The 25957-nt window shown below is 63.9% G+C and carries 18 protein-coding genes; 10 read left to right on the top strand and 8 right to left on the bottom strand.

The features are described 5' to 3' along the window. Positions 1-181: 181 nt before the first annotated feature. On the bottom strand, positions 182-2818 hold the full coding sequence (locus OKW37_RS22770) for a heavy metal translocating P-type ATPase (RefSeq protein ID WP_429403845.1): 2637 nt from the start codon (positions 2816-2818) through the stop codon (positions 182-184). A gap of 95 nt (positions 2819-2913) precedes the next feature. Beyond that, positions 2914-3561, bottom strand: coding sequence for an FMN-binding negative transcriptional regulator (locus OKW37_RS22765; RefSeq protein WP_090808258.1), 648 nt, complete (start codon positions 3559-3561; stop codon positions 2914-2916). A 323-nt stretch (positions 3562-3884) separates the two neighbouring features. Here OKW37_RS22765 and OKW37_RS22760 point away from each other — a divergent pair, with 323 nt between their 5' ends. Together OKW37_RS22760 and OKW37_RS22755 are read left to right on the top strand one after the other, a co-directional pair. Further along, entirely contained in the window at positions 3885-5303 is a 1419-nt protein-coding gene (locus OKW37_RS22760) for a DUF1254 domain-containing protein (protein ID WP_429352675.1), read from the top strand. A gap of 213 nt (positions 5304-5516) precedes the next feature. Next, positions 5517-9287, top strand: coding sequence for a DUF748 domain-containing protein (locus OKW37_RS22755; protein WP_429403844.1), 3771 nt, complete (start codon positions 5517-5519; stop codon positions 9285-9287). Between the two features lie 149 nt (positions 9288-9436). Here the strand turns inward: OKW37_RS22755 and acnA are convergent, their stop codons facing one another. From acnA to OKW37_RS22725, 6 genes are all read right to left on the bottom strand, one after another. Further along, positions 9437-12151, bottom strand: coding sequence for an aconitate hydratase AcnA (gene acnA, locus OKW37_RS22750; protein ID WP_429403843.1), 2715 nt, complete (start codon positions 12149-12151; stop codon positions 9437-9439). A gap of 42 nt (positions 12152-12193) precedes the next feature. Next, the gene (locus tag OKW37_RS22745) at positions 12194-13645 is read right to left on the bottom strand and encodes a bifunctional 2-methylcitrate dehydratase/aconitate hydratase (protein ID WP_429403842.1); all 1452 of its coding nucleotides are present in this window, start codon (positions 13643-13645) and stop codon (positions 12194-12196) included. A gap of 24 nt (positions 13646-13669) precedes the next feature. Next, positions 13670-14182 (bottom strand): hypothetical protein, encoded by a 513-nt coding sequence (locus OKW37_RS22740; RefSeq protein WP_184057569.1) that lies wholly within the window; start codon positions 14180-14182, stop codon positions 13670-13672. A gap of 101 nt (positions 14183-14283) precedes the next feature. Next, a complete protein-coding gene (prpC, locus tag OKW37_RS22735; RefSeq protein WP_429403841.1) occupies positions 14284-15471 on the bottom strand; it encodes a bifunctional 2-methylcitrate synthase/citrate synthase in 1188 nt (395 codons plus the stop codon). Between the two features lie 54 nt (positions 15472-15525). Beyond that, entirely contained in the window at positions 15526-16542 is a 1017-nt protein-coding gene (locus OKW37_RS22730) for an HpcH/HpaI aldolase/citrate lyase family protein (protein ID WP_429403840.1), read from the bottom strand. A gap of 191 nt (positions 16543-16733) precedes the next feature. Next, positions 16734-17717, bottom strand: a complete 984-nt coding sequence (locus OKW37_RS22725; protein WP_429403839.1) for a malate dehydrogenase — start codon at positions 17715-17717, stop codon at positions 16734-16736. Positions 17718-18256: 539 nt separating this feature from the next. Between OKW37_RS22725 and OKW37_RS22720 the strand changes: the two genes are divergently transcribed. The 8 genes from OKW37_RS22720 to leuC all read left to right on the top strand — a co-directional run bounded on the left by OKW37_RS22720 (position 18257) and on the right by leuC (position 25952). Then, the gene (locus tag OKW37_RS22720; RefSeq protein WP_184038002.1) at positions 18257-19057 is read left to right on the top strand and encodes a GntR family transcriptional regulator; all 801 of its coding nucleotides are present in this window, start codon (positions 18257-18259) and stop codon (positions 19055-19057) included. Positions 19058-19214: 157 nt separating this feature from the next. After that, complete coding sequence (gene sdhC / locus OKW37_RS22715; protein ID WP_090808277.1) at positions 19215-19631, top strand: succinate dehydrogenase, cytochrome b556 subunit; 417 nt, start codon at positions 19215-19217, stop codon at positions 19629-19631. Positions 19632-19634: 3 nt separating this feature from the next. Beyond that, positions 19635-20003 carry a succinate dehydrogenase, hydrophobic membrane anchor protein gene (gene sdhD / locus OKW37_RS22710; protein ID WP_184038008.1) on the top strand — a complete coding sequence of 123 codons (369 nt, stop codon included), beginning with the start codon at positions 19635-19637 and terminating at the stop codon, positions 20001-20003. A gap of 4 nt (positions 20004-20007) precedes the next feature. Continuing rightward, positions 20008-21783 carry a succinate dehydrogenase flavoprotein subunit gene (sdhA, locus tag OKW37_RS22705; protein WP_184057561.1) on the top strand — a complete coding sequence of 592 codons (1776 nt, stop codon included), beginning with the start codon at positions 20008-20010 and terminating at the stop codon, positions 21781-21783. Between the two features lie 26 nt (positions 21784-21809). After that, positions 21810-22514, top strand: a complete 705-nt coding sequence (locus tag OKW37_RS22700; RefSeq protein ID WP_090808286.1) for a succinate dehydrogenase iron-sulfur subunit — start codon at positions 21810-21812, stop codon at positions 22512-22514. Between the two features lie 84 nt (positions 22515-22598). Next, positions 22599-22871, top strand: coding sequence for a succinate dehydrogenase assembly factor 2 (locus OKW37_RS22695; RefSeq protein ID WP_018424116.1), 273 nt, complete (start codon positions 22599-22601; stop codon positions 22869-22871). Positions 22872-22943: 72 nt separating this feature from the next. Then, positions 22944-24245 (top strand): citrate synthase, encoded by a 1302-nt coding sequence (gltA, locus tag OKW37_RS22690; protein ID WP_184057557.1) that lies wholly within the window; start codon positions 22944-22946, stop codon positions 24243-24245. 297 nt (positions 24246-24542) lie between these two features. Next, a complete protein-coding gene (gene leuC, locus OKW37_RS22685; protein ID WP_090808290.1) occupies positions 24543-25952 on the top strand; it encodes a 3-isopropylmalate dehydratase large subunit in 1410 nt (469 codons plus the stop codon). Positions 25953-25957 lie beyond the last annotated feature (5 nt).

Raw genomic sequence — 25957 nt, 5'->3', positions numbered from 1 at the left:
GCGAAAAGGGGACAGGCGACGCGCGCGTCGGGCATGGCCGCGAACGGCATCGATTTACTGGTTTACGGCTCGGGAGACGGCGGCTTTAGGGCGACTGAAAGCCGCCCGTATGGGATGAAAGGGGCCACGACGGGCCCCGAAAGAAGGACGAGGCGGAATGCGGAAGGTGTTGCTGCGTTGCTCAGCGCACCCGATCGACGGTTCGGCCGGGCGCGCTTCGCCACGTCCGCAACAACAACGCATTGGTGACGACGCTGACGCTCGAAAACGCCATCGCCGCGCCCGCGAGCATCGGATTCAGCAAGCCGAACGCGGCCAGCGGAATGCCGATCAGGTTGTAGACGAATGCCCAGAACAGGTTCTGCTGGATCTTGCGCCAGGTTCTGCGGGAGATGTCGATCGCGTCGGCGACGAGCGCCGGGTCGCCGCGCATCAGCGTGATGCCGGCGGCGTGCATGGCGACGTCGGTGCCGCTCGCCATCGCGATGCCGATGTCGGCGGCGGCGAGCGCGGGCGCGTCGTTGATGCCGTCGCCCGCCATCGCGACGATGCCGGCGTGGCGCATCTTCAGGTCGCGGATCACGCGGGCCTTGTCGTCGGGCAGCACCTCGGCGTGGAATTCGTCGATGCCGAGCGCCCGCGCGACGCTCGCCGCACTGCCGCGGTTGTCGCCAGTCACGAGCACGCTGCGGGTGCCCATCTGTGCGAGCCGCGCGACGGCCGCGCGCGCGGTCGGCTTCACCGTGTCGCCGAACGCGATCAGTGCGAGCGCTTCGGGGGCGTGAGGCGCGCGCGTCATCAGCCACGACACCGTGTTGCCCGCCGCTTCGAGTTCCTGTGCGCGCGCGGCAAGCGCGCTCGGCAGCGCGATGTCGAGCTCGCGCAGCCAGCGCGTGCTGCCGAGGGCGAGCGTGCGGCCGTCGACGTGGGCTTCGACGCCCCGGCCGGCGACGGCGCGAGCGGCGGTGGCGCTTGGCCCGCCCTCGTGTTCGCCGGCCATTTGCCCGAGTTGAGCCTCGTGCGCGCGCATCACCGCCCGCGCGAGCGGATGATCGCTATGCCGCTGCACCGCCGCCGCGAGCGCGAGCGCTTGGTCGCGGCTCAAGCCGCCGATCGGCTCGAACGCCGTTACCGATGGTTGGCCGAGCGTCAGCGTGCCGGTTTTGTCGAACGCGACAATCGACACGCGATGCGCGATTTCCAGCGCTTCCGCGTCCTTGATCAGCACGCCGTGGCGCGCGGCGACGCCGGTGCCGGCCATGATCGCGGCGGGCGTCGCGAGGCCGAGCGCGCACGGGCAGGCGATCACCAACACCGCGACCGCGTTCAGGATCGCGGTTTCCGCGCCCGCGCCGGCGAGCAGCCAGCCGATCAGCGTCAGCGCCGCGAGCGCGAGAATCGTCGGCACGAAGACTTCGCTGACGCGGTCGACGAGCCGCTGGATCGGCGCCTTCTCGGCCTGCGCGCTTTCGACGAGCCGGATGATGCGCGCCAGTGTCGTCTCCGCGCCGATCGCGGTGGTCGTCACCACGAGCGCGCCTTCGCCGTTGATCGAGCCGGCCGTGACGGCGTCGCCGGTCTGTTTCGGCACCGGCAGGCTTTCGCCGGTGATCAGCGCTTCGTCGATATGCGTGCGGCCTTCGAGCACCGCGCCGTCGACCGGTACGCGCTCGCCCGGCCGCACGATCACGACGGTGCCGACCCGCACCTGCGCGAGCGGCACCTCGCGTTCGCCGGCGCCGTCGCGGAGGCGCGCGCGCTCGGGGCGCAGCGCGTTGAGCGCGCGGATCGCGTCGGTGGTCTGGCGCTTGGCGCGCGCCTCGAGCCACTTGCCGAAGCGCACCAGCGTGATCACGACCGCCGAAGCCTCGAAGTACAGATGCATCGTGTCGGCCGGATGCATCGCGAGTTCGTAGACGCTGATGCCGTACGCCGCCGATGTGCCGAGCGCGACCAGCAGGTCCATGTTGCCCGCGCCGGCGCGCACCGCGCGCCAGGCTGCGCGATAGAAGCGCGCGCCGAATACGACCTGCACGATCGACGCGAGCACGAATTGCAGCCAGGCTGGCAGCATCGCGTGGAGGCCGAACCATTCGCCGAACATCGGTGCGACGAGCGGCAGCGTCAGCAGCGCGGACGCAACGACGCTCGCGAGGTCGCGGCGGGTTTGAATCCGCTTGCGGTCGACGCCGGGGGCGTGGGTCGTGTCGAGGATGTCGCTTTCGTCGCCGGACGCGGCGATAGTGGCCGTTGTCTCGGCTGGAGCGGCAGCAGCGGGCGGCGCGCTCAGCGTCGCTTCGTAGCCAGCTTTCCTCACAGCGGCGATCAGCGCGCCGGTATCGGCGGATGCGGTGCCTTGCGGATGAGCGGTGGCGGTTTCGGTCGCCAGATTGACCGACGCGCGCGCGACCCCAGGCACCTTCGCGAGCGCTTTTTCGACGCGCAACGCGCAGGCTGCGCAGGTCATGCCGCCAATCTCCAGTTCAATGGTTCCCGGCGTCGCGGCGGCTGTCGCGGTTTGCGTCGCGCTTGGCGCGGCAAGCTCGGCGTTCGCGACCGGCGTCGCTTCGTATCCTGCCTTGCGCACGGCATCGGCCAGTTGCTGAGGCCCGAGCGTCGCGTCGCTTTCCACGCGGGCGCGCTCGGTCGCGAGATTCACCGACGCGCGCGCCACTCCCGGCAGCCTGGTCAGTGCTTTCTCGACGCGGCTCGCGCACGACGCGCAAGTCATCCCGCCGATATCGAGTTCGACGACGCGCGTGGGCGAAGAAGAAGCGGCAGCGTCGGCGGGGCGCTGCGTGTTGGCAAGTGCGGTCATGGCAGGCGAGGCTCGTGGCGGCATTGGGCCGCATCGTCAATCCAGTATCGACCTTCCCATGACGGGAAGGTCAAGGCCGGATTATGCGGCCGCCGTCAGAACGCCGGCGGCGCATCGAGCATCGCCTGTCCCACCGCCTTCTGTTGATCGCCGTCGCGCGCGAGCAGCGTTTGCGCGGCGCCGCGCCGGTCTTCGGCCGCCTTGTTCTGCCCGAGCTTCCATTTGCCGACGAGCCGCGTTACCTCGATCTCCATACCGACGATCGCGCCGAGCATCTGCGCGATGTAGTCGGCGGGCGCGTCGCCCATCTTCCATGGCACCGGCTCGCCGGCTTCCATCTCGCGCGTGAGTCGCGCGACGAGACCGCGCACGAACGATTCATCGTCATGCACCACGATCCTGCCATGTGCATGCACGACCATATAGTTGTAGGTCGGCACCTGCTTGTGCGTTTCGTGTTTGCTCGGATACCAACTCGGGGAAATATAGGCGGTCGGCCCCTGGAAGATCACGAGCGCTTCGGGATGGGTCGCGGCTTCCTGCCAGACGGGGTTCGCCCGCGCTACGTGCGCGCGCAGCACCAGACGTGACGAATCCGCCGCATCCGCCTGCGCCTCGAACGGCAGATGATTCGCATCGAGCCCGTTGGGGCCGTGCGTAATCAGCGCGCCGAACGGGTGCTCGGCGATCAGGCGATGAAGAACCCCTGGACGGTTCTCTTCGAAATGGGCGGGCATGTACATTGAAGTATTCCGAATGCAGGACGACGAAAGAGTGGAGGCGAACGGCCAAGCTGGCGGATCGACGAATGCGCGAATCCAAAAAGCATGGCGCGGGAACATAATGTGACAGCGACGCCGATTGTCACATCGGTGACGCGCCTGCGCGCTGTCAGCCAAAATTCCCTGCTTTGTGCTTGCCTGGCTAGCAAGGATACGATACAACGCGATGTTGTCGGAATCGCAATCCGCGGACTCGCTGCGCAGTGTTTCGGGAGAACCGCGCATGCACCAGGCGCTGCACACCGGCATCCCCCATAGGACTGCACGTTCCGCACTCTGAACGAATGATAAAAAATCTCCGAGAACTGTTTTTGCTTCAACGAACCTGCGCGTCGCTCGCGGGTCTGGCACTGCTGGCCAGCTGTGCGTCGACCCCCACCGCGACGCAACAACCCACCGGCTGGATCAAGGACGAAGTCGCCGACTCCTACGTATTCGGCTATCCGCTCGTGCTGATGAGCGCGGCGCGCGATGCGGCGGTCGGCACCGAGCCGGGTCAGGCGCCTTTCAACACGCTGCGTCACGCGCAGGCGCTGCCGCCGATCGGCGCGACCAATCCGCCGCAGCCGAGCCTCGACACGCTCGACTCGACCGGCTGGCTCGACCTTGCCGCCGAGCCGGTGATCCTGGCGCTACCTGATTCGCATGGCCGTTACGTCGATGCGCGCGTGCTCGACATGTGGACCAACGTCGCGTGGTCGACCGGGCCGCAGTTCGCCGCGGGCACGGGCACCGCGAAGGGCTTGCGCGCGCAGACGATCGCGTTCGTCGCACCGGGCTGGAAGGGCGAACTGCCGAAGGGCGCAAAGCGCGTCGACGTGCCGACGCGCAACGCATGGATCAGCGTGCGCATCCAGTCGAACGGCGCGCGCGATCTGAACGCGGTGCGCAAGCTGCAGCACGCGATCCGTCTGGAGCCGCTGAGCGTGTTCGTCGGCGACGCGGAGCCGGCGGTGCCGCCGCGCGGTTACGCAAGCGGCGTCGCGGGCCCGAGCGGCACGCCGGCGCAGCAGGTCGCCGCGCTCGACGCGAGCGGCTTCTTCGGCCGTCTCGCCGACGCGTTGCCTGACAATCCGCCGACACCGGCCGATCCGCACGCGCTCAAATTTCTCGCCGATCTCGGCGTGACGCCGGGCGATCCTGTGAAGCTGCCGAACTCATCCGATGCGCTCGCGGCCGGTCTCGCCGACGGTCGCGATCGCCTCGCGACGCCGCCGTCGAATCTGCTGAGCGCGAACGGCTGGAGCTGGTTCGGCGATGCCGTCGGCAACTACGGTCCCGACTATGGGTTGCGCGCGTATGCGGCGAGCACACAGTTGGGCCTCGGTACGAAGGACGACGAAGTACGCGCGTTCGTCACGCAGGACAGCGACGGCAACACGCTGAACGGCGCGAATCGCTATGTGATCCACTTCGCGGCGAACCAGCTGCCGCCGGTGCGCGGTTTCTGGACGATCACCGCGTATACGAAGGATGGCGCGCTGAGCGAGAACGCGCCGGCGCGGCTCGCGGTTGGCGATCGCAATGGCGCGCGCCGCAATCGCGATGGTTCGCTCGACGTGGTCGTGTCGTCGACGCGCAGCCGGACCGGCAACTGGCTGCCCGCACCGCGCGCGGACATGCAACTGGTGCTACGCCTGTATGCGCCGAAGCCGCAAGCCACCGACGGCAGCTGGCAGCCGCCGCCGGTCGTGCGGCAATGATGTGAACGGCGCGCGGGCAAACCGCGCGCCGTCCGGTTTCGTTATCTGACGCTCGCGAAAATCTCGTTCGCGGGAAAGCCACTCAGTCAGCAGCACGAATCGTCAAGGCGGGCCTGACATTCCTGTCTAACCATTGATTCACGCCTTATACTGCCGCTTGCGGGATCTCTGTTTTTCGCGGCGGGCTTGCCGCCGCATTCCTCCACATCGAGCATGGCAAGCCTCAATAAAGCATCGTTAGCCTCGTCCATACAGACCGTGCGCGCAGTCGCGCAGTCGCGCCGTACGCGACGGATTCTCGTCGGTCTGCTGATCTTCGTCGTCGTGTTCGGCCTGCTCGGCTTTTTCGCGGCGCCGCCGCTGATTCGCCACATCGCCAGCCAGCAACTGAGCAAGCAGCTCGACCGGCCGGCGTCGATCGGCCGCATCGCGCTCAATCCGTACACACTGCGTTTCGAGGCCGACAACGTGCATATCGGCGAGCGCGGCGGCGCGGGCGACTTCGTCGATATTTCGCGGCTCATCGTGAAGCCGTCGTGGAGTTCGCTGTTTCGCGGCGCGCCCATCGTCGATGAAGTGCAGGTCGATTCGCCGCGCTTTCATATCGTTCGCCTCGATGCGCAGCACTTCAATTTCAGCGACCTGATCGAGAAATTCGCGAATCAGCCGGCAAAACCGAATAGCAAGCCGACGCAGTTCTCCGTTTCCAACATTCGTGTCGAAAACGGCCAGATCAGGTTCGACGACCGGCTGCTCGGCACGAGCCACGTGATCGATCAATGGAAGCTCGGCATTCCGTTCATCGCGACGCTGCCGTCGAAGACCGATATCTTCGTCGAGCCGCTGCTGCGCGCGCGCATCGACGGCGACAGTCAGCTCGCGATCGACGGCAGGACCAAGCCGTTCGCGGCGTCGCGCGAGTCGGAAGTGTCGCTGCGCTTCGACGAGCTCGACGTGCCGAAGCTGGTGTCTTACGCGCCGTCGAAGCTGCCGGTGATCGTGCAGTCGGGCAAGCTGTCCACCGACCTGAAGCTGAACTTCGAGATGTCGAACGACACGCCGTCGCTGCGCGTCGCCGGCACCGTCGATCTGAACGACGTCAACGTGCAGGATCAGGGCAAGGCGCCGTTTTTCGCGGCGCGCGCCGTGCATGTGGCGGCGGCATCGCTCGAACCGTTGAAGAGCATCTATCACTTCGACGATATCCGCATCGACGCGCCGAGCGCGAGCCTCGCGCGCGACAAGGACGGCGTATTGAGCGTCGAGCATATGTTCGCGTCCGCGCCGGAAAAAACCACCGCAAAGGAAACCGCGGACGCGAATGCCAACGCCAAAACCGCCGCCGCCGAAAAGGCGGCCCCGCCGTTCGACGTCGCGATCAAACGTTTCACACTCAACGACGGCACCGTGAACGTACACGACGAAGCCGTGTCGCATCCGGTAGAAGCCGGGCTGCAAAACCTCGCGGTTACGCTGACCGATTTCTCGACGCTCGCGTCGGCGCCAGCGCACTACACGCTGAACACGAACCTGAAGAACATTGGCGGTTCGCTCGCCGCCGATGGCACGGTCGGCCTCGCGGCGAAGACGGCGAGCGCGAAGCTCGTTCTGAAGTCGCTGAAGCTGCCGCCGTTGCAGCCGTATCTCGATACCGCGACGTCCGCGCAGGTGCTCGACGGCGCGTTGTCCGCGACGACGAATATCGACGCGAACTGGTCGAAGTCGCCGATGGCGCTGACGGTCGCGGACACGCAGCTGGACATGCAGGCGGTGAAGCTCGCGGCGCGCGGCGGCAAGACGCCGGTGATCTCGCTCGCGCAGGGCAACGTGGTAGTCAAACAGGTCGACGTCGCGGCGCGCACGGCCGACGTGACGAGCGTAGACGTAACCGGTCTCGCGGTCGACGCGCAGCGCCTGAAGGACGGCACCATCAATCTGGATGCGCTCGCGAGGGCGCATCAACAGGCGACGGAGCGCACGGCGATCCACGCGGCGAAACAAGCGCAGGCCGAAGGCCCCGCATGGCGCTACAAGATCGCCGAATTGACGCTCAAAGACGCGACCGCCGATTTCACCGACAACACGACGCCGCAGCCGGTCAAGCTGAGCTTTACGCCGGTGCAGCTGAAGGTGCGGCAGATCAGCGACGACTTGGGCCGTCCGCTGCCGGTCGACCTGCAAGCGACGTTGAACAAGAAGGGCACGCTCGCGGTGAAGGGCGACGTGACCGCGACGCCGCTAAAGCTGGCCGTCAAGATCAACGCGAACCAGCTCGACGCGGCCGCGTTCGAGCCGTACTTCGGCAGCAAGCTGAACGCGACGCTCGCAAGCGCGCTGCTGAACGCGAACGGCGATCTCGCGGTCACCCAGGCTAAGTCGCTGAAAGCGAACTTTCGCGGCGACATGGCGCTCGTCGCCGTGCGCATGCTCGACAAGGTGACGTCGGACCCGTTCGCGGGCTGGGGCTCGCTCGCGCTGTCGAACCTGAAGGCCGATTACGACGAGCACGGCACCGTCGTCGACGCGGGCCGCGTGACGTTCTCGAAGTTCTATGGGCGTGTACTGCTCGACGCGCAAGGCAAGCTGAATCTGAAGGATGTGGTCGCGCACGAGGGCGGTACGACGCAGTCGCTGACGCGCGACAAGAGCGGCTCGCACCCGATTCCGCTGACGCCCGAGGCGGTGTCTGAGGCAGTCGCGGCGTCGGCGCCGGTCGCGGCATCTGCTGCAACGCCCGGCAAGCCTGCCGCCACGGCCGTCGCCAGCGCCACGGCCGCGACGCCGCCAGCAAACCCGGTCAAGATGCACGTCGGGCAACTGGTGTTGCAGCAGGGCCGCGTGACCTATACCGACAACTTCGTCAAGCCGAACTACACGGCGAACCTTGTCGCCATTCAGGGCACGATCGGCGCGTTCGGTACGGAATCGACGACGCCCGCGCCGGTCGACGTGGCAGCGAAGCTCGCGGCCAACGGTCCGCTGACGATCCGCGGCACCATCAATCCGCTGATCGCGAAACCGGCGCTCGATCTGACCGCGAGCGCGCACGACATCGAGCTGACCAACCTGACGCCGTATTCGGCGAAATACGCGGGCTATCCGATCACGAAGGGCAAGCTCAACGTCGATTTGCATTACAAGCTCGAGAACGACCAACTGAACGCGAACAACCACCTGTTCATCGATCAACTGACGTTCGGCGATCACATCGACAACGACACCGCGACCAAACTGCCGGTGCGTTTCGCGATCTCGCTGCTGAAGAACTCGCGCGGCGAGATCGACGTGAACCTGCCCGTGTCGGGCTCGTTGTCGAACCCCGAGTTCAGCATCGGCGGGCTGATCTGGCATGCGGTGCTCAATTTGCTCGAAAAGGCGGTGACCGCGCCGTTCACGCTGATCGCGCACGCGTTCGGCGGCAATGGTGAGGACCTCGGTTACGTCGAATTCGAGGCCGGCTCGGCGACGCTCACCGATGCCGACAAGCAGAAACTCGACACGATCGTGAAGGCACTCACCGACAAGCCGTCGATCCGCATGGACCTGATCGGACGCGTCGATCCGAAGGTCGACGAGCCGGCGCTGCGCACGCAGTACGTCGATCAGATGGTCAAGCGGCAGAAGATCAAGGACACGGTGGGTAATGGTGAGAGCGTCGATCCGTCGACGGTCACGGTCGATCAGAAAGAGTACGACAAATATCTGACCAAGGCCTACAAGTCCTCCGACTTCAAGAAGCCGCACAACTTCATCGGCATGACGAAGACGCTGCCCGACGACGACATGAAGAGCGCGCTCGCGGCCAACGCGCCGATCGACGACGCGAGCTTGCGGCAACTCGCGCAGCGGCGCGCGCAGAGTGTGCAGCAGTACCTGCAAGGCAAGATCGACAGCAGCCGCGTGTTTATCGTCGCGCCGAGGATGAATGCCGACGACATCAAGGACAAGGGTGCGACGACGCGGGTCGATTTCGGCTTGAAGTGATGGAGGAGTCGCGGCGCGGCGCGCGAGCCGTGGCGTTCGGCGAGCCGATAAAAAAAAGCCCGACCTGAGGTCGGGCTTCAAAGTCGGCTGCGCCCTCCACAGGACGCAGCCCCTGCAAAACAGCGAGGCTGTATGCGTTGCCGCGAGGCTTAAGCAGCCAGCAGCGAGCGCAGCACGAACGGCAGAATCCCGCCGTGCTTGTAGTAGTCGACTTCGATCGGCGTGTCGATACGCAGCAGCACCGGAACGCGCTTGTCGCCGTCCTTGCCGTGGATCACGAGCGTGACTTCCTGTTGCGGCTTGAAGTCGTCGCCGAGGTCTTCGATGTCGTAGGTTTCTTCGCCGGTGATGCCGAGCGACTGCACGCTATCCGAGCCCTTGAACTGCAGCGGCAGAACGCCCATGCCGACCAGGTTCGAACGATGGATCCGCTCGAAGCTGCGTGCGACCACAGCCTTCACGCCCAGCAGTTGCGTGCCCTTGGCCGCCCAGTCGCGCGACGAGCCCGTGCCGTACTCTTCGCCCGCGAACACGACGGTCGGCGTATCGGCGGCGATGTACTTCATCGCTGCGTCATAGATGGACAGCTGTTCGCCGCTCGGCTGGTGAATCGTCAGGCCGCCTTCGACGCGCGAGCCATCCGCCTTCGCCGGGATCATCAGGTTCTTGATACGGACGTTCGCGAACGTGCCGCGCATCATCACGTCGTGGTTACCGCGCCGCGAGCCGTAGCTGTTGAAGTCGGCCTTTTGCACGCCGTTTTCCTTCAACCAGCGGCCTGCCGGCGAGTCTTCCTTGATCGAGCCTGCCGGGCTGATGTGGTCGGTCGTGACCGAGTCACCGAAGATGCCCAACGCGCGTGCGCCCTTGACCGGCGCGATGCTGGAAGCCGGCGTCATCGAGAAGTCCTTGCCGAAGAACGGCGGCTCGGCGATGTAGGTCGACTTCGGCCAGTCGTAGACCTGACCTTCTTCGCCCTCGATCTTGCTCCACAGATCGCCCTTCTTCGTGAGCTGCGAGTAGTTCTTGCGGAACGCGTCGGCATCCATCGCGTACTTCAGCAGCGCGTTGACTTCTTCGCTGGTCGGCCAGATGTCGCCGAGGTAGACGTCCTTGCCGCCCTTGCCCTTGCCGACCGGCTCGGTCATCAGGTCGCGCGTGATGTTGCCGGCGATCGCGTATGCCACGACGAGCGGCGGCGACGCGAGGAAGTTCGCGCGGATGTTCGGGTGGATACGCGCTTCGAAGTTACGGTTGCCCGACAGCACCGCTGCCGCGACGATGTCGTGCTTCGTGATCGCGTCGTTCAGTTCCGGCGTCAGGTCGCCCGCGTTGCCGATACAGGTCGTGCAGCCGTAAGCGGCCAGCGTGAAGCCGAGCTTGTCGAGGTACTTCAGCAGGTCGGTCTTCGTCAGGTACTCGGTGACGATACGCGATCCCGGAGCCAGCGAGGTCTTGATGTGCGGAGCGACCGTCAGGCCAGCTTCGACAGCCTTCTTCGCAAGCAGACCGGCGGCCAGCAGCACGCTCGGGTTCGACGTGTTCGTGCACGACGTGATCGCGGCGATCAGCACGTCGCCGTTCTTGACGTCGACGCCGTTGCTCGTCGTGTATTGCGCGTCGAGATCGGCGGCCTTCTTCGCAAAGCCGTTTTCGGCGACCGGCTTCGAGAACAGGTCGGTGAAGGTCGACTTCACGTGGCCGATCTCGATGCGGTCCTGCGGACGCTTCGGGCCTGCCAGCGACGGCGCGACCGTCGCGAGATCCAGCGTGACGACCTTCGTGTAATCGATATCGCCTTCGCCCGGAATGCCGAACAGCTCCTGCGCCTTGAAGTAGTTTTCGAACGCGGAGATCTCCGCGTCCGTGCGGCCCGTGCCGTGGAAGAAGTCGATGGTCTTTTCGTCGACCGGGAAGAAGCCCATCGTTGCGCCGTATTCCGGCGCCATGTTGCCGATCGTCGCACGGTCCGGCACCGACAGCGAGCGCGTGCCTTCGCCGAAGAACTCGACGAACTTGCCGACGACCTTCTCCTTACGCAGCAGTTCGGTGATCGTCAGCACGAGGTCGGTCGCGGTCACGCCTTCGATCAGCTTGCCCTTCAGGTGCACACCGACGACGTCCGGCGTCAGGAAGTACACCGGCTGGCCGAGCATGCCTGCTTCGGCTTCGATACCGCCCACGCCCCAGCCGACCACGCCGATGCCGTTGATCATCGTCGTGTGGCTGTCCGTGCCGACCAGTGAATCCGGGTAGTACACGGTGTCCGCGCCGTCGGCCTTCTTGTGCACGCCCCGCGCGAGGTACTCGAGGTTCACCTGGTGAACGATGCCGACGCCTGGCGGCACGACCTTGAACGTGTCGAACGCCTGCATGCCCCACTTCATGAACTGATAGCGCTCGTTGTTGCGCTGGAATTCCAGCTTCATGTTCAGGTCGAGCGCGTTCTTCTCGCGGAAGTGGTCGATCTGCACCGAGTGGTCGACGACCAGATCGACCGGCACCAGCGGCTCGATCGATTTCGGGTTCTTGCCGATGGCCTTCGCGACGCCGCGCATCGCGGCGATGTCGGCGAGCAGCGGCACGCCGGTGAAGTCCTGCAGCACGACGCGCGACACGACGAACGGAATTTCGTCGACGCGCGCCGCGGTCGGCTTCCAGTTCGCGAGTTGCGTGACATGTTCTTCGGCGACTTTCTTGCCGTCGTAGTTGCGCAGCACCGATTCCAGCACGATACGGATCGAGACCGGCAGGCGGTCGATCTTGAGGTTCAGAGCCTTGCCGAGTTGCGGCAGGGAGTAGAACTTGCCTTTGCCGGAACCGCTGTCGAATTCCTTGAGCGTTTTGTGGAGGTTGTGGGCCATGGTGTTTTCCTTGGTTTGGATCGCGGAACTACAGTACTCAACCTAGATGACGTACAGATCGACGTATTCATTGACCGGCGTCGCTTCGAGCTTGGCCTGGTCGAGCGATACGTCGAGAATCGCCAGTTGTTGCTTGACCGGAAAGCGCCGCGCGAGGTTGGTCTTGAACTTCTCGACCAGCAACGGAATACCGTCTTCACGACGGCGCTGATGACCGATCGGGTATTCGACTACGACTTCACCGAACTTCGACCCGTCGTTGAATTCGATCGCCAGTGCGTTGGCGATCGACCGCTTCTCCGGGTCGTGATAGTCCTTCGTGAACTGTGGGTCTTCGACGCATTCCATCTTCGCGCGCAATGCATCGATACGCGAGTCCTGCGCGACTGAATCTTGGTAATCGGCAGCCGTCAGACGGCCGAAAATCAGCGGCACCGCGATCATGTACTGGATGCAATGATCACGGTCAGCCGGATTGTTCAACGGACCCTTTTTATCGATGATGCGAATCGCCGCTTCGTGGGTGCGGATCGTGATGCGGCGAATGTCTTCGACGCGCCGGCCCTGCGCGGCGAGCTGCACATGCAGCGCGAGCGCGGCTTCCACGGCGGTTTGCGCGTGGAACTCGGCCGGAAACGAGATTTTGAACAGCACGTTTTCCATCACGTACGAGCCGTACGGACGCTGGAACTGGAACGCGTTGCCGTTGAACAGCACGTCGTAGAAGCCCCACGTTTTCGCGCTGAGCACCGACGGATAGCCCATCTCGCCGGTCTTCGAGATCAGCGCGAGGCGCACGGCGCGCGAGGTCGCGTCGCCGGCGGCCCACGATTTGCGCGAACCGGTGTTCGGCGCATGACGGTAGGTGCGCAGCGCCTGCCCATCGACGAGCGCCTGCGATACCGCGTTGATCAGCTCGTCGCGCGTAAGGCCGATCAGCTGGCCGACCACCGCGGTCGACGCGAGCTTGACGAGCAGCACATGATCGAGCCCGACCTTGTTGAACGAGTTCTCGAGCGCGATGCAGCCTTGAATTTCGTGCGCCTTGATCATGGCGATCAGGACGTCTTTCATCGTCAGCGGCGCTTTGCCGGCTGCGATGGCGGTGCGCGAGAGCCAGTCGGCCGTCGCGAGAATGCCACCGAGGTTATCGGACGGATGGCCCCATTCGGCGGCGAGCCAGGTGTCGTTGAAATCGAGCCAGCGGATCATCGCGCCGATGTTGAAGGCGGCCTGAACCGGGTCCAGTTGGAACGACGTGCCCGGCACCTTCGCGCCGTTGGGGACGATCGTGCCTGCCACGATCGGTCCCATCAGCTTGGTGCAGGCTGGGTAGGTAAGCGCCTCGAGTCCGCAACCGAGCGTGTCGATCAGGCAATGACGCGCGGTTTCCAGCGCGAGCGCGCTGTCGATCCGGTAATCCAGCACGTAGTCGACGATCTCGGCCAGGACGGCGTCCGGGGCGGGTCGTACGTTGGAGATCGGGGCGGACATCGGGGGCTTCCCTGGCGGCGAAAATCAGTTGCCGGTCTTGTTGATCGCGTTCGATTGCGTTGCAGCCGGCGCGCCCTGTTCCATGGCGACCGTCTTGCACTCGTCGGCGAGACGCGAGCTGTCCTTGTCCTGGAACAGCATGGCCTTCGTCGGGATCACGACGAGGTCCATACCGGATGCTGCATCGTGGAAGCGGTCGGCGCCCGTCGTGGTCGCTTCGCGCGGCAGGTTGTAGTTCTTGTTCGCCCAGTGAACCGTGACAATCTGGTCACGCTTCATGTCGCCTTTCATTTCGAAAGCAAGGCCGTCCTTGCACGCCCACTTTTCAGCGCCTTCCGGGATCGGATCGACCTTCGCTTCCTTCGCCGGACTCGGCTTGCGCTTGATCAGGCGGCGCGGCTCCGGGCGCTTCGCGACGGCCTTGGTGGCCGGCTTCTTCGTGGTGGTGGCCGTGTCCGCAGCGGTGGCGTCAGTCGCGACGGTCAGCATCGTCGTGGACAGGGCGCCAATCATGGCGGCGATCATCAGCTTTTTCATGGAGAAAACCTTTCTATCAAAATCAGTTAAACAGTGCGCGGACGACCGGTCCGGCGGCCGCGCGGGTTGAACTGCACGCGCTGTGGAGCGCGCAGCGATCGCTATTTTCTCCTATTTAGCGGCACGTACTTTAAATTCTCGGGTCCGGTGTAATTCGCGCTTGGCCGGATGATCTTGTTGTCGACGCGCTGCTCGATGATGTGCGCGCTCCATCCTGCCGTACGCGAGATCACGAACAGCGGCGTGAACATCGCGGTCGGCACGCCCATCATGTGGTACGACACCGCGCTGAACCAGTCGAGGTTCGGGAACATCTTCTTCGCGTCCCACATCACCGATTCGAGCCGTTCGGCGATCGAGAACAGCTTCGTGTTGCCCACTTCCTTCGACAGCTTCTTCGCGACTTCCTTGATGATCTTGCTGCGCGGGTCCGAGATCGTGTAGACCGGATGGCCAAAGCCGATCACGACTTCCTTGTTCTCGACGCGGCGGCGGATGTCGGCTTCGGCTTCGTCAGGCGTCTGGTAGCGCGACTGGATTTCGAACGCGGCTTCATTGGCGCCGCCGTGTTTCGGGCCGCGCAGCGCGCCGATCGCCCCGGTGACCGCCGAGTACATGTCCGAGCCCGTGCCCGCGATCACGCGGCCGGTGAACGTCGACGCGTTGAACTCGTGCTCCGCGTACAGGTTCAGCGACACGTGCATCGCATCGACCCACGCCTTCGACGGCTCGACGCCATGCAGCAGATGCAGGAGATGACCGCCGATCGAATCGTCGTCGGTTTCGACCTCGATGCGCTTGCCGTTGTGCGAGTAGTGATACCAGTACAGCAGCATCGAGCCGAGCGAGGCCATCAGTTTGTCGGCGATATCGCGCGCGCCGGGCAGGTTGTGATCGTCTTTCTCGGGCAGCACGGTGCCGAGCACCGACACGCCGGTGCGCATCACGTCCATCGGATGCGCGGCGGCCGGAATCCATTCGAGCGCGGCCTTCACGTTGGCGGGCAGGCCGCGCATCGACTTCAGCTTCGTCTTGTACGCGGTCAGTTCGGCCTGGGTCGGTAGCTTGCCGTGGACCAGCAGATAAGCGATCTCCTCGAATTCGCACGCCTCGGCGATGTCGAGAATGTCATAGCCGCGATAGTGCAGATCGTTGCCGGTCTTGCCGACCGTGCACAGCGCGGTGTTGCCCGCGGTCACGCCCGACAGCGCGACGGATTTTTTCGGTTTGAAGCCGCTTTGCGTTTCGTTGCCGCCTGTTGCGCCAGCGGCTTGCGTCGTCTCGCTCATGTTCCGCCTTCTCCTGTGTGCCGGCTCATCGCTGCCGTTTGAAAAACGCGTCGCTTATGCTACAGACTGTCCGTTGGCGCCCACTTGCGCAAAAAGCGGCGCCGCTTCTTGTGGAACAGCGCGGCCGGTGGTTTGCGCGCGGCGCAGCACCGACCAGTAATAGCGGTAGCTCGCACGGTCGTGCAGCGTATCGCCATGACGCGTCGGGCCCCAATGCGCGGACTGCGCGGCCAGCAGGATTTCGGCGGCCGTCGCGATTTCTTCGTTGCGCGGCGCGAACGCGGCGACGATCGCCTCGATCTGCGCGGGGTGGATGCTCCACATGCGCGTGTAGCCGAACTCGTTGCGGGCGCGCTGTGCGTCGTTCGCGACCACGCTCATGTCGCGCACTTCGGTGCTGACGTTGTGCGACGGCACCTTGCCGAACGCATGGCAGGCCGCCGAAATCTCGAGCTTCGCGCGCCGCACGAGCGGATGATCGAATTGGCCCGGCGAGCGCATCGCGGTATCGGGGATCGCGCCGTCGTGCGCGGAGACGAAGTCCATCAGGCCGAAGCTCAGCGCCTCGACGCCCGGCAGCGCGGCGAGTTCGAACACACTCGTAAGCGCGCCGTGGGTTTCGACCAGCAACTGCACCGGCACCGGCTGCGCGAGGCCGAGCTCGCGCCGCGTCGCCTCGATGAACGCGATCATTTCGGCGGCATCGTGAACGTTGCGGATTTTCGGCAGCGTGATGTAAGCGGGTGCTCGCTTTGCGGCGCGCAGAATGAGGCGTACGTCGTCGCGCCAGTGCGCGTGAGCGAAGTCGTGGATGCGCACGCCGACGCGGCCGAAGCGGTCATGCTCGGTGCCCAGTAGCGATGCGACCAGTTCCGCGTGCTCGGCCTCGCGGCCGACCTGCGCGCCGTCTTCGCAATCGAGCGTGATATCGAACACCGGGCCGAGTTGCTGCTGTAACGCGAGCGACTTCAGCATCAGCTTTTCGCTGCCCGCGTAGTGATCGCAGGCAGGCAGCACAGCGGGCGGCGCTTCGCCCTCAAACAGCACTTCGGCGGGTGTGAGAACGCGCATCTTCGGCGTGTGGGGCGTGGTGAAAATTAAGGATGTCGGATTCGGGCGTGCTCTGCGCGAGTGCCGTCGGGCAACGGCAAAGCACGTTCGAATCAGAGGCGAATGGCGATGATCGCACGGCCATTCACACGAAAAAAACCGGAACCCGCCGCGCTGACGCTTCGGAGTTCCGGTTCATCGGCATCAGATGCTTAGCCGAGCAGGTGCTGAACGCCGTCGCGCTCTTCCAGCAGTTCCTGCAGCGTGCCGTCCATCTTTTCGCGCGAGAACGCGTCGATTGCCAGACCTTCGACGCGCTTGTACTCGCCGTTTTCGCAGGTTACGGGCACGCCGTAGATGATGTCTTCAGGGATGCCGTACGAGCCGTCCGACGGGATGCCCATCGTGACCCACTTGCCGTTCGTGCCGAGCACCCAGTCACGCACGTGGTCGATCGCAGCGTTAGCCGCCGATGCCGCCGACGACAGGCCGCGCGCTTCAATGATCGCCGCGCCGCGCTTGCCGACGGTCGGGATGAACGTGTTGCGGTTCCATTCTTCGTCGTTGATCAGCTTGGTCAGGTCCTGACCTTCAGCCGTTGCAACGCGGAAGTCGGGGTACATGGTCGGCGAGTGGTTGCCCCACACTGCGAGCTTTTCGATCGACGCGACCGGCTTGCCCGACTTGGCGGCCAGTTGCGACAGCGCGCGGTTGTGGTCCAGACGGAGCATCGCGGTGAAGTTCTTCTTCGGCAGATCCGGCGCCGACTTCATGGCGATGTATGCGTTCGTGTTGGCCGGGTTGCCGACCACCAGAACTTTCACGTCGCGGCTGGCGACGTCGTTCAGCGCCTTGCCCTGAACCGTGAAGATTTCGGCGTTGGCCGACAGCAGATCCTTGCGCTCCATACCCTTCGAACGCGGACGCGCGCCGACCAGCAGTGCGATGTCGGCGTCCTTGAACGCGACCTTCGGGTCGTCCGTGATCACGACGCCCGACAGCAGCGGGAATGCGCAATCATCCAGTTCCATCACGACGCCTTTGACGGCGGCTTGCGCTTGCGACAGATCGAGCAGTTGCAGGATCACCGGCTGGTCCTTGCCGAGCAGGTCGCCATTGGCGATGCGGAATAGCAGGGAGTAAGCGATTTGACCTGCGGCGCCGGTGACGGCAACGCGCTTTGCGGGCTTAGCCATTGAGAAATCTCCAGGACGATGCGTTAGACGCTAGGGAAAACGCCATTCTATATGCGCGTTCAGCGTAGCGTGATGAAACACGGCGGAATTCACTGTTCGCGTGCGGGCTCGGAATTGGCGAGACCGGGCGGCGCGTTACGGCAAGACCGCCGTGCCGGAAAGCTGTACTGCGGTGCGGGACGCGATGGCCCAGGGCTTACGCCGGGCCGGGGCCGCAACTGCACGGTGCGGGCTCCTGCAAACAGCGCGTTTCGGCAAGCGTCGGGCCAGCGGGTGCAACACGGAGACAGCGCGCGAATGCAACGGATGGCGGCGAATCGAAACCTGGACTGCGTAGGGGACGGCATGGTGCAGAGTGGCTGCCGGAGCGTCGCGGCGGTGCATCAAACAGGCGCCGCAAAATCCCGCAAACCCTTGCTCGACAAGGAGTGTAGGAGTCGAATCAGACAAAGTCAACAGTATCTTATGTCTTATATAAGACACATCTATCGCGGGGAAAACCCTAGACGTGTCCCAGCCCTTTATGATGAAATGCGCGCATGAATTCGAACCCGGCGAATCCTGTGAACCCGAATGGCCAAGGGGCCGCCGGCGAAGGCGTATCCGCTGTTTCCGCTGCCGCGTCGCCTACCTTCAGCCCCTTATATCAGCAGATCAAGGGCTTGATTACGCAGAGCCTCGAAAGCGGCGAATGGAAGCCGGGCGAGATCATTCCTAGTGAAGTCGAACTGGCCGCGCGTTTCAAGGTGAGTCAGGGTACGGTGCGCAAGGCGATCGACGAACTCGCCGCCGACAACCTGCTGGTGCGCCGCCAGGGCAAGGGCACATTCGTTGCAACGCACAACGAAGAGCGCGCGCAGTTCCGTTTCCTGAGATTGCTCGCCGACGACGGCGCCGAGCATCCGCACGTGAGCCGTCTGCTGGAATGCCGGCGGCTGCGCGCATCGGCGGAAATCGCGCGGCAGCTCGATCTGAAGCCGGCCGATCCGGTCGTGCTGATCAAGCGTTTGCTGCAGTTCGACGGCGAAGTCACCGTGCTCGACGAAATCTGGCTGCCCGGCGTCGTGTTCCGCGGGCTCACGCTCGAGCGGCTGTCGGAGTACAAGGGTCCCCTCTACGCGATGTTCGAGACGGAATTCGGGACCCGCATGATTCGCGCGACGGAAAAAATCCGCGCGGTCGCGGCGGAGCCTTCCGTGGCGGACCTGCTGCATGTGCCGGCGGGTTTTCCGTTGCTGTCGGTCGAGCGCGTGTCCTATACCTATGGGGACCGGCCGGTCGAAGTCCGGCGAGGTTGGTATGTCACAACCGGGTATTACTATCAGAACGATCTGAGCTGAATCGGGCTGAAACGAGGCGCGGCGTCCCACACGCGTGCCAATCGGAAGGCGCTTTTAATGCGCGCGCCGCAAAGGACCCAGCGTGGTTTTCGCTGCAGCGCGATATAAAAAGGCGCTAAAATTGCGGATTAGTGTGACTACATAGTAGGGGTCTAGCATGGCAGAAGCCGTAAAAAAACCGAGGCCGGAATTCCGGAACATCGGTATTGGGCAAATACTGACGGCATACCGTCTCCCGCTGGCGGGGCGCGTGTCGATTCTGCATCGCGTGAGCGGTGCCTTGTTGTTTCTCTTCCTTCCGTTCCTGCTGTTCCTCTTCGATCAGAGCCTGACTTCCGAACTGAGCTTCGAAGTATTCAAAGGCTTCCTCTCCAACATCATCGTCAAGCTGATCACGCTGGTTCTCGCGTGGGCCTTCCTGTTCCACTTCTGCGCCGGCATCCGTCACCTCGTGATGGATACGAATCATGATGCCGTGTCGAAAGAGAAGGGCAAATCGACCTCCATCGTGGTGATCGTCGTGTCGTCGCTGCTTACCATCGCATTCGCGGCAAAACTGTTCGGAGCATTCTAAAAAATGTCAGCCAATAACCGAATCGGTTCGAAGCGTCTCGTCGTCGGCGCGCATTACGGTCTGCGCGACTGGCTCGCGCAACGCGTCACCGCCTGCGTGATGGCGGTGTACACGGTGATTCTGCTCGCGTGGTTCTTCCTCGCGCGCGACTTTTCGTACGACGGCTGGGCGTCGATCTTCGCGACGCAGTGGATGAAGCTCGCCACGTTCGTCACGCTTCTCTCGCTGTTCTACCACGCGTGGGTTGGTATCCGTGACATCTGGATGGATTACGTGAAGCCCGTTGGCACGCGTCTCGTCCTCCAGGTGCTGACGATCCTCTGGCTGCTCGCATGTGCGGGCTACGCTGCGCAGATTCTCTGGAGAGTATAAAAGCATGGTTGCAATCAAGAATTCTCTGCCGCGTCGCCGCTTCGACGTCGTCATCGTCGGCGCGGGCGGCTCGGGGATGCGCGCGTCGCTGCAACTCGCGCGTGCCGGTCTGTCGGTCTGCGTGCTGTCCAAGGTGTTCCCGACGCGTTCGCACACGGTCGCGGCCCAGGGCGGCATCGGCGCTTCGCTCGGCAACATGAGCGAAGACAACTGGCACTACCACTTCTACGACACGATCAAGGGCTCCGACTGGCTCGGCGACCAGGACGCGATCGAGTTCATGTGCCGTGAAGCACCGAACGCCGTTTACGAACTCGAACACTTCGGCATGCCGTTCGACCGTAACGCGGACGGCACGATCTATCAGCGCCCGTTCGGCGGCCACACCGCGAATTACGGCGAAAAGCCGGTGCAACGCGCCTGCGCGGCGGCTGACCGTACCGGTCACGCGCTGCTGCACACGCTGTACCAGCAGAACGTTGCTGCCAAGACGCAATTCTTCGTCGAATGGATGGCGCTGGACCTGATCCGCGACGCCGACGGCGACGTGCTCGGCGTGACCGCACTGGAAATGGAAACCGGCGACGTCTACATCCTCGAAGGCAAGACCACGCTGTTCGCCACGGGCGGCGCGGGCCGGATCTTCGCGGCATCGACCAACGCGTTCATCAACACCGGTGACGGCCTCGGCATGGCGGCCCGTTCGGGCATCGCGCTGCAGGACATGGAATTCTGGCAATTCCACCCGACCGGCGTGGCCGGCGCGGGCGTGCTGATCACCGAAGGCGTGCGCGGCGAAGGCGGTATTCTGCGTAACTCGAACGGCGAGCGTTTCATGGAACGCTACGCGCCGACGCTGAAGGACCTGGCGCCGCGCGACTTCGTCTCGCGTTCGATGGACCAGGAAATCAAGGAAGGCCGCGGCGTGGGTCCGAACAAGGATCACGTGCTGCTCGACCTGTCGCACATCGGCGCCGAGACGATCATGAAGCGTCTGCCGTCGATCCGCGAAATCGCGCTGAAGTTCGCGAACGTCGACTGCATTAAAGAGCCGATTCCGGTCGTGCCGACCATCCACTACCAGATGGGCGGTATCCCGACGAACATCAACGGTCAGGTGGTCGGGACGCCGCGCGGCCCCGAAGAAGTCGTCAACGGTTTCTACGCAGTGGGCGAATGCTCGTGCGTGTCGGTGCACGGCGCGAACCGTCTCGGCACGAACTCGCTGCTCGACCTCGTGGTGTTCGGCCGCGCTGCCGGCAACCACATCGTCAAGCACGTGAAGGAACTGAAGGAACACAAGCCGCTGCCGGCCGATGCAGCCGACTTCGCGCTGTCGCGTCTGGCGAAGCTGGACAACTCGTCGTCGGGCGAGTACGCACAGTCGGTCGCGAACGACATCCGCGGCACGATGCAGAAGCACGCTGGTGTGTTCCGTACCTCGGCTCTGCTGTCCGAAGGCGTCGAGGCCATCCGTGAAGTGGCGGCACGCGTCGACAACATCCATCTGAAGGACAAGTCGAAGGTGTTCAACACGGCTCGCATCGAAGCGCTCGAAGTGGCGAACCTGATCGAAGTGGCACGCGCCACGATGGTCTCCGCCGAAGCGCGCAAGGAAAGCCGTGGCGCGCACGCGCAGAACGACTTCGAACATCGCGACGACGAAAACTGGCTGCGCCATACGTTGTGGTTCAGCGAAGGCGATCGCCTCGACTACAAGCCGGTTCACATGAAGCCGCTGACCGTCGAATCGGTTCCGCCGAAAGCGCGTACCTTCTAAGGCACAAGTCAAAGGAATTCAGAGAAATGGCCAAGCGTACATTTGAAATTTACCGCTACGATCCGGACAAGGACGCCGCTCCGCGCATGCAGACGTACGAGATCGAAATCGACTCGCACGAACGCATGCTGCTCGACGCGCTCATCAAGCTGAAGGCGCTCGACGAAACCCTGTCGTTCCGTCGCTCGTGCCGCGAAGGCGTGTGCGGTTCGGACGCAATGAACATCAACGGCAAGAACGGCCTCGCGTGCCTGACGAACCTGAACGACCTGCCGCAGAAGATCGTGCTGCGTCCGCTGCCGGGCCTGCCCGTCGTGCGTGACCTGATCTGCGACTTCACGCAGTTCTTCAACCAGTATCACTCGATCAAGCCGTACCTGATCAACGATACGCCGCCGCCGGAAAAGGAACGTCTGCAGTCGCCGGAAGAACGCGACGAGCTCGACGGCCTGTACGAATGTATCCTGTGCGCGAGCTGCTCGACGTCGTGCCCGAGCTTCTGGTGGAATCCGGACAAGTTCGTCGGCCCGGCTGGTCTGCTGCAAGCCTACCGCTTCATCGCGGATAGCCGCGACGAGGCAACCGGCGAGCGCCTCGACAACCTGGAAGATCCGTACCGTCTGTTCCGTTGCCACACCATCATGAACTGCGTCGACGTTTGTCCGAAGGGCCTGAACCCGACCAAGGCAATCGGCAAGATCAAGGAATTGATGGTTCGCCGCGCTGTCTAGTATCAATGAGCTCCGCGCTCCCTGGCGCGCGCTGCCCCCGAGAGGGCGGTCAGTGCGCCCGGGCGCGGCGCGGGGTGTACCGACATGACCGAAACATCGCATCAGTCCGACCCTCTCCGCCGCGCGCGTCTTCGCTGGCGCGCACGGCGGGGCCTGCTGGAAAACGACCTGATTTTCGAGCGTTTTTTCAGCCGATATGAGCATGACCTCAGCGATGCCGACGTGGGCGCACTCACGCGCCTGCTCGAGCTGAGCGATAACGACCTGATGGACTTGCTGCTCGCGCGCAAGGAACCAGAAGGCGATCTGGCCGACCCGGACGTGGTCCGGGTTCTGGAGTTGCTGCGCAACGCTTGAGCGCCGCCAGTCCGTTGTTCCAGGCGTGCAATTATCGAAACCCTGTATCCATACTTCGATTGAGGATGTGCTATGACCCCGTCAGATGTTAAAGCCACGCTATCGTTCAGCGACAATTCGCCGAGCGTCGAAATGCCGATTTACAAGGGCACGATTGGCCCGGATGTGATCGACATTCGCAAGCTGTACGGCCAGACCGGCAAATTCACGTACGACCCGGGCTTCATGTCGACGGCGGCGTGCAATTCGGCGATTACCTACATCGACGGCGACAAGGGCGAACTGCTCTACCGCGGCTACCCGATCGACAACCTCGCGCAAAACGCCGACTTCCTCGAAACCTGCTACCTGCTGCTGAACGGCGAGCTGCCGAACCAGAAGCAGAAGGTCGAATTCGTCGGCACCGTCACGAAGCACACGATGGTGCACGAGCAGATGCAGTTCTTCTTCCGCGGCTTCCGCCGCGACGCGCACCCGATGGCAATTCTGGTCGCCGCGGTCGGCGCGCTGTCGGCGTTCTATCACGACTCGCTCGACATCAATAACCCGCGTCACCGCGAAGTGTCGGCGATCCGTATGATCGCGAAGCTGCCCACGCTGGTCGCGATGGCGTACAAGTACAGCATCGGCCAGCCGTTCGTGTATCCGAAGAACGACCTGTCGTACAGCGCGAACTTCATGCGCATGATGTTCTCGAACCCGTGCGAAGAGTATGAGGTCAACGACGTGCTGGTGCGCGCGCTCGACCGTATCCTGATCCTGCACGCTGACCACGAGCAGAACGCATCGACGTCGACCGTGCGGCTCGCCGGTTCGTCGGGCGCGAATCCGTTCGCGTGTATCGCGGCGGGTATCGCGTGTCTGTGGGGCCCGGCGCACGGCGGCGCGAACGAAGCCGCGCTGACCATGCTGGAAGAAATCGGCTCGGTCGACAACATTCCTGAGTTCATCAAGCAGGTGAAGGACAAGAACTCGGGCGTGAAGCTGATGGGCTTCGGCCACCGCGTGTACAAGAACTACGACCCGCGCGCGAAGCTGATGCGCGAGACCTGCTACGAAGTGCTCGAAGAGCTGGGCCTGCACGACGATCCGCTGTTCAAGCTCGCGATGGAACTCGAAAAGATCGCGCTCGAAGACGAATACTTCGTGTCGCGCAAGCTGTACCCGAACGTCGACTTCTACTCGGGTATCGTGCAGCGCGCGCTGGGCATTCCGACGTCGATGTTCACGTGTATCTTCGCGATGGCACGCACGGTCGGCTGGATCGCGCAGTGGAACGAAATGATCGCCGATCCTGAGCAGAAGATCGGCCGTCCGCGTCAGCTGTTCATCGGCGAGACGCTGCGTGAAGCGAAGCCGATCGCACAGCGCTGATCGCTGATCGACCTCGATACGCGCGCTTCGCAGCGGCATTCGTGCCGTGCAAAAGCGCGAAATCCGAGTGAATAAAACGCCTCGACGGGTTTACCGTTGGGGCGTTTTCCGTTTCGGCGGCAGCTAGGCGTCGCTGGGGCCAACACTTGCCGGGTAACGACGATACAGGTATTGCCACTACCAGCCAACTCCATGTTTTTTATCGGTTTTTTCGTCGGCTGAGCAGCCCACCGCGGTGCGCTGCGTGGCATAATCAATCGACACAGTCAGCCCGCAGTCACTACTACTCCGCATACCATGGCACAGACTCTCTACGACAAATTGTGGAACACGCACGTGGTCCACACGGAAGACGACGGCACCACGATTCTCTACATCGACCGTCACCTGCTGCATGAAGTGACCAGCCCGCAGGCGTTCGAAGGCCTGAAAATCGCCCAGCGTCCGGTGTGGCGCATCAGCGCGAACCTGGCCGTGTCCGACCACAACGTGCCGACCACGGACCGCAGCCACGGCATCGCCGATCCGGTGTCGAAGCTGCAGGTCGACACGCTCGACGCCAACTGCGACGCCTTCGGCATCACACAGTTCAAGATGAACGACCTGCGTCAGGGCATCGTTCACATCATCGGGCCGGAACAGGGCGCCACGCTGCCGGGTATGACGATCGTCTGCGGCGACTCGCACACGTCCACGCACGGCGCGTTCGGCGCGCTCGCGCACGGCATCGGCACGTCGGAAGTCGAGCACGTGCTGGCCACGCAAACGCTGCTGCAGAAGAAGAGCAAGAACATGCTCGTGAAGGTCGAGGGCCAATTGCCGCGCGGCTGTACCGCGAAGGACATCGTGCTCGCGATCATCGGCAAGATCGGCACCGCGGGCGGCACCGGCTACGCGATCGAATTCGGCGGCTCGACGATCCGTTCGCTGACAATGGAAGGCCGCATGACGGTCTGCAACATGGCGATCGAAGCGGGCGCGCGCGCCGGCATGGTCGCCGTCGACGACACCACGGTCGAATACCTGAAAGGCCGTCCGTTCTCGCCGCAAGGCGTCGAGTGGGATCACGCGGTCGAGTACTGGAAGCAGTTCAAGTCGGACGACGGAGCGCATTTCGATCGCGTGGTCGAGTTGAACGCCGCCGAAATCGTGCCGCAGGTCACCTGGGGCACGTCGCCGGAAATGGTCACGCCGATCGACGGCCGCGTGCCGGATCCGGAGCGCGAAAAGGACCCGGTCAAGCGCGACGCGATGGAGCGCGCGCTCAAGTACATGGCGCTCGAGCCGAACGCGCCGATCGAGTCGATCAAGCCGGATAAAATCTTCATCGGGTCGTGCACCAACGCGCGCATCGAAGACATTCGCGCCGCGGCTTACGTCGTGAAGAAGCTCGGCCGTCGCGTCGCGCCGAACATCCGTCTGGCGATGGTCGTGCCGGGTTCGGGTCTCGTGAAGGCGCAGGCGGAGCGTGAAGGCCTCGACAAGGTCTTTACCGAGGCCGGTTTCGAATGGCGCGAGCCGGGCTGCTCGATGTGTCTGGCAATGAACGCCGACCGGCTCGAGCCGGGCGAGCGTTGCGCGTCCACGTCGAACCGCAATTTCGAAGGTCGTCAGGGCGCTGGTGGCCGCACGCACCTGGTGAGCCCCGCAATGGCCGCGGCTGCGGCCATCGAAGGGCATTTCGTCGACATTCGCAAGCTCGGATAAATCGC

The organism is Paraburkholderia sp. MM5482-R2 (assembly GCF_050436125.1).
Classification (GTDB): domain Bacteria; phylum Pseudomonadota; class Gammaproteobacteria; order Burkholderiales; family Burkholderiaceae; genus Paraburkholderia; species Paraburkholderia tuberum.
This window is presented reverse-complemented; position numbering and strand designations above follow the sequence as displayed.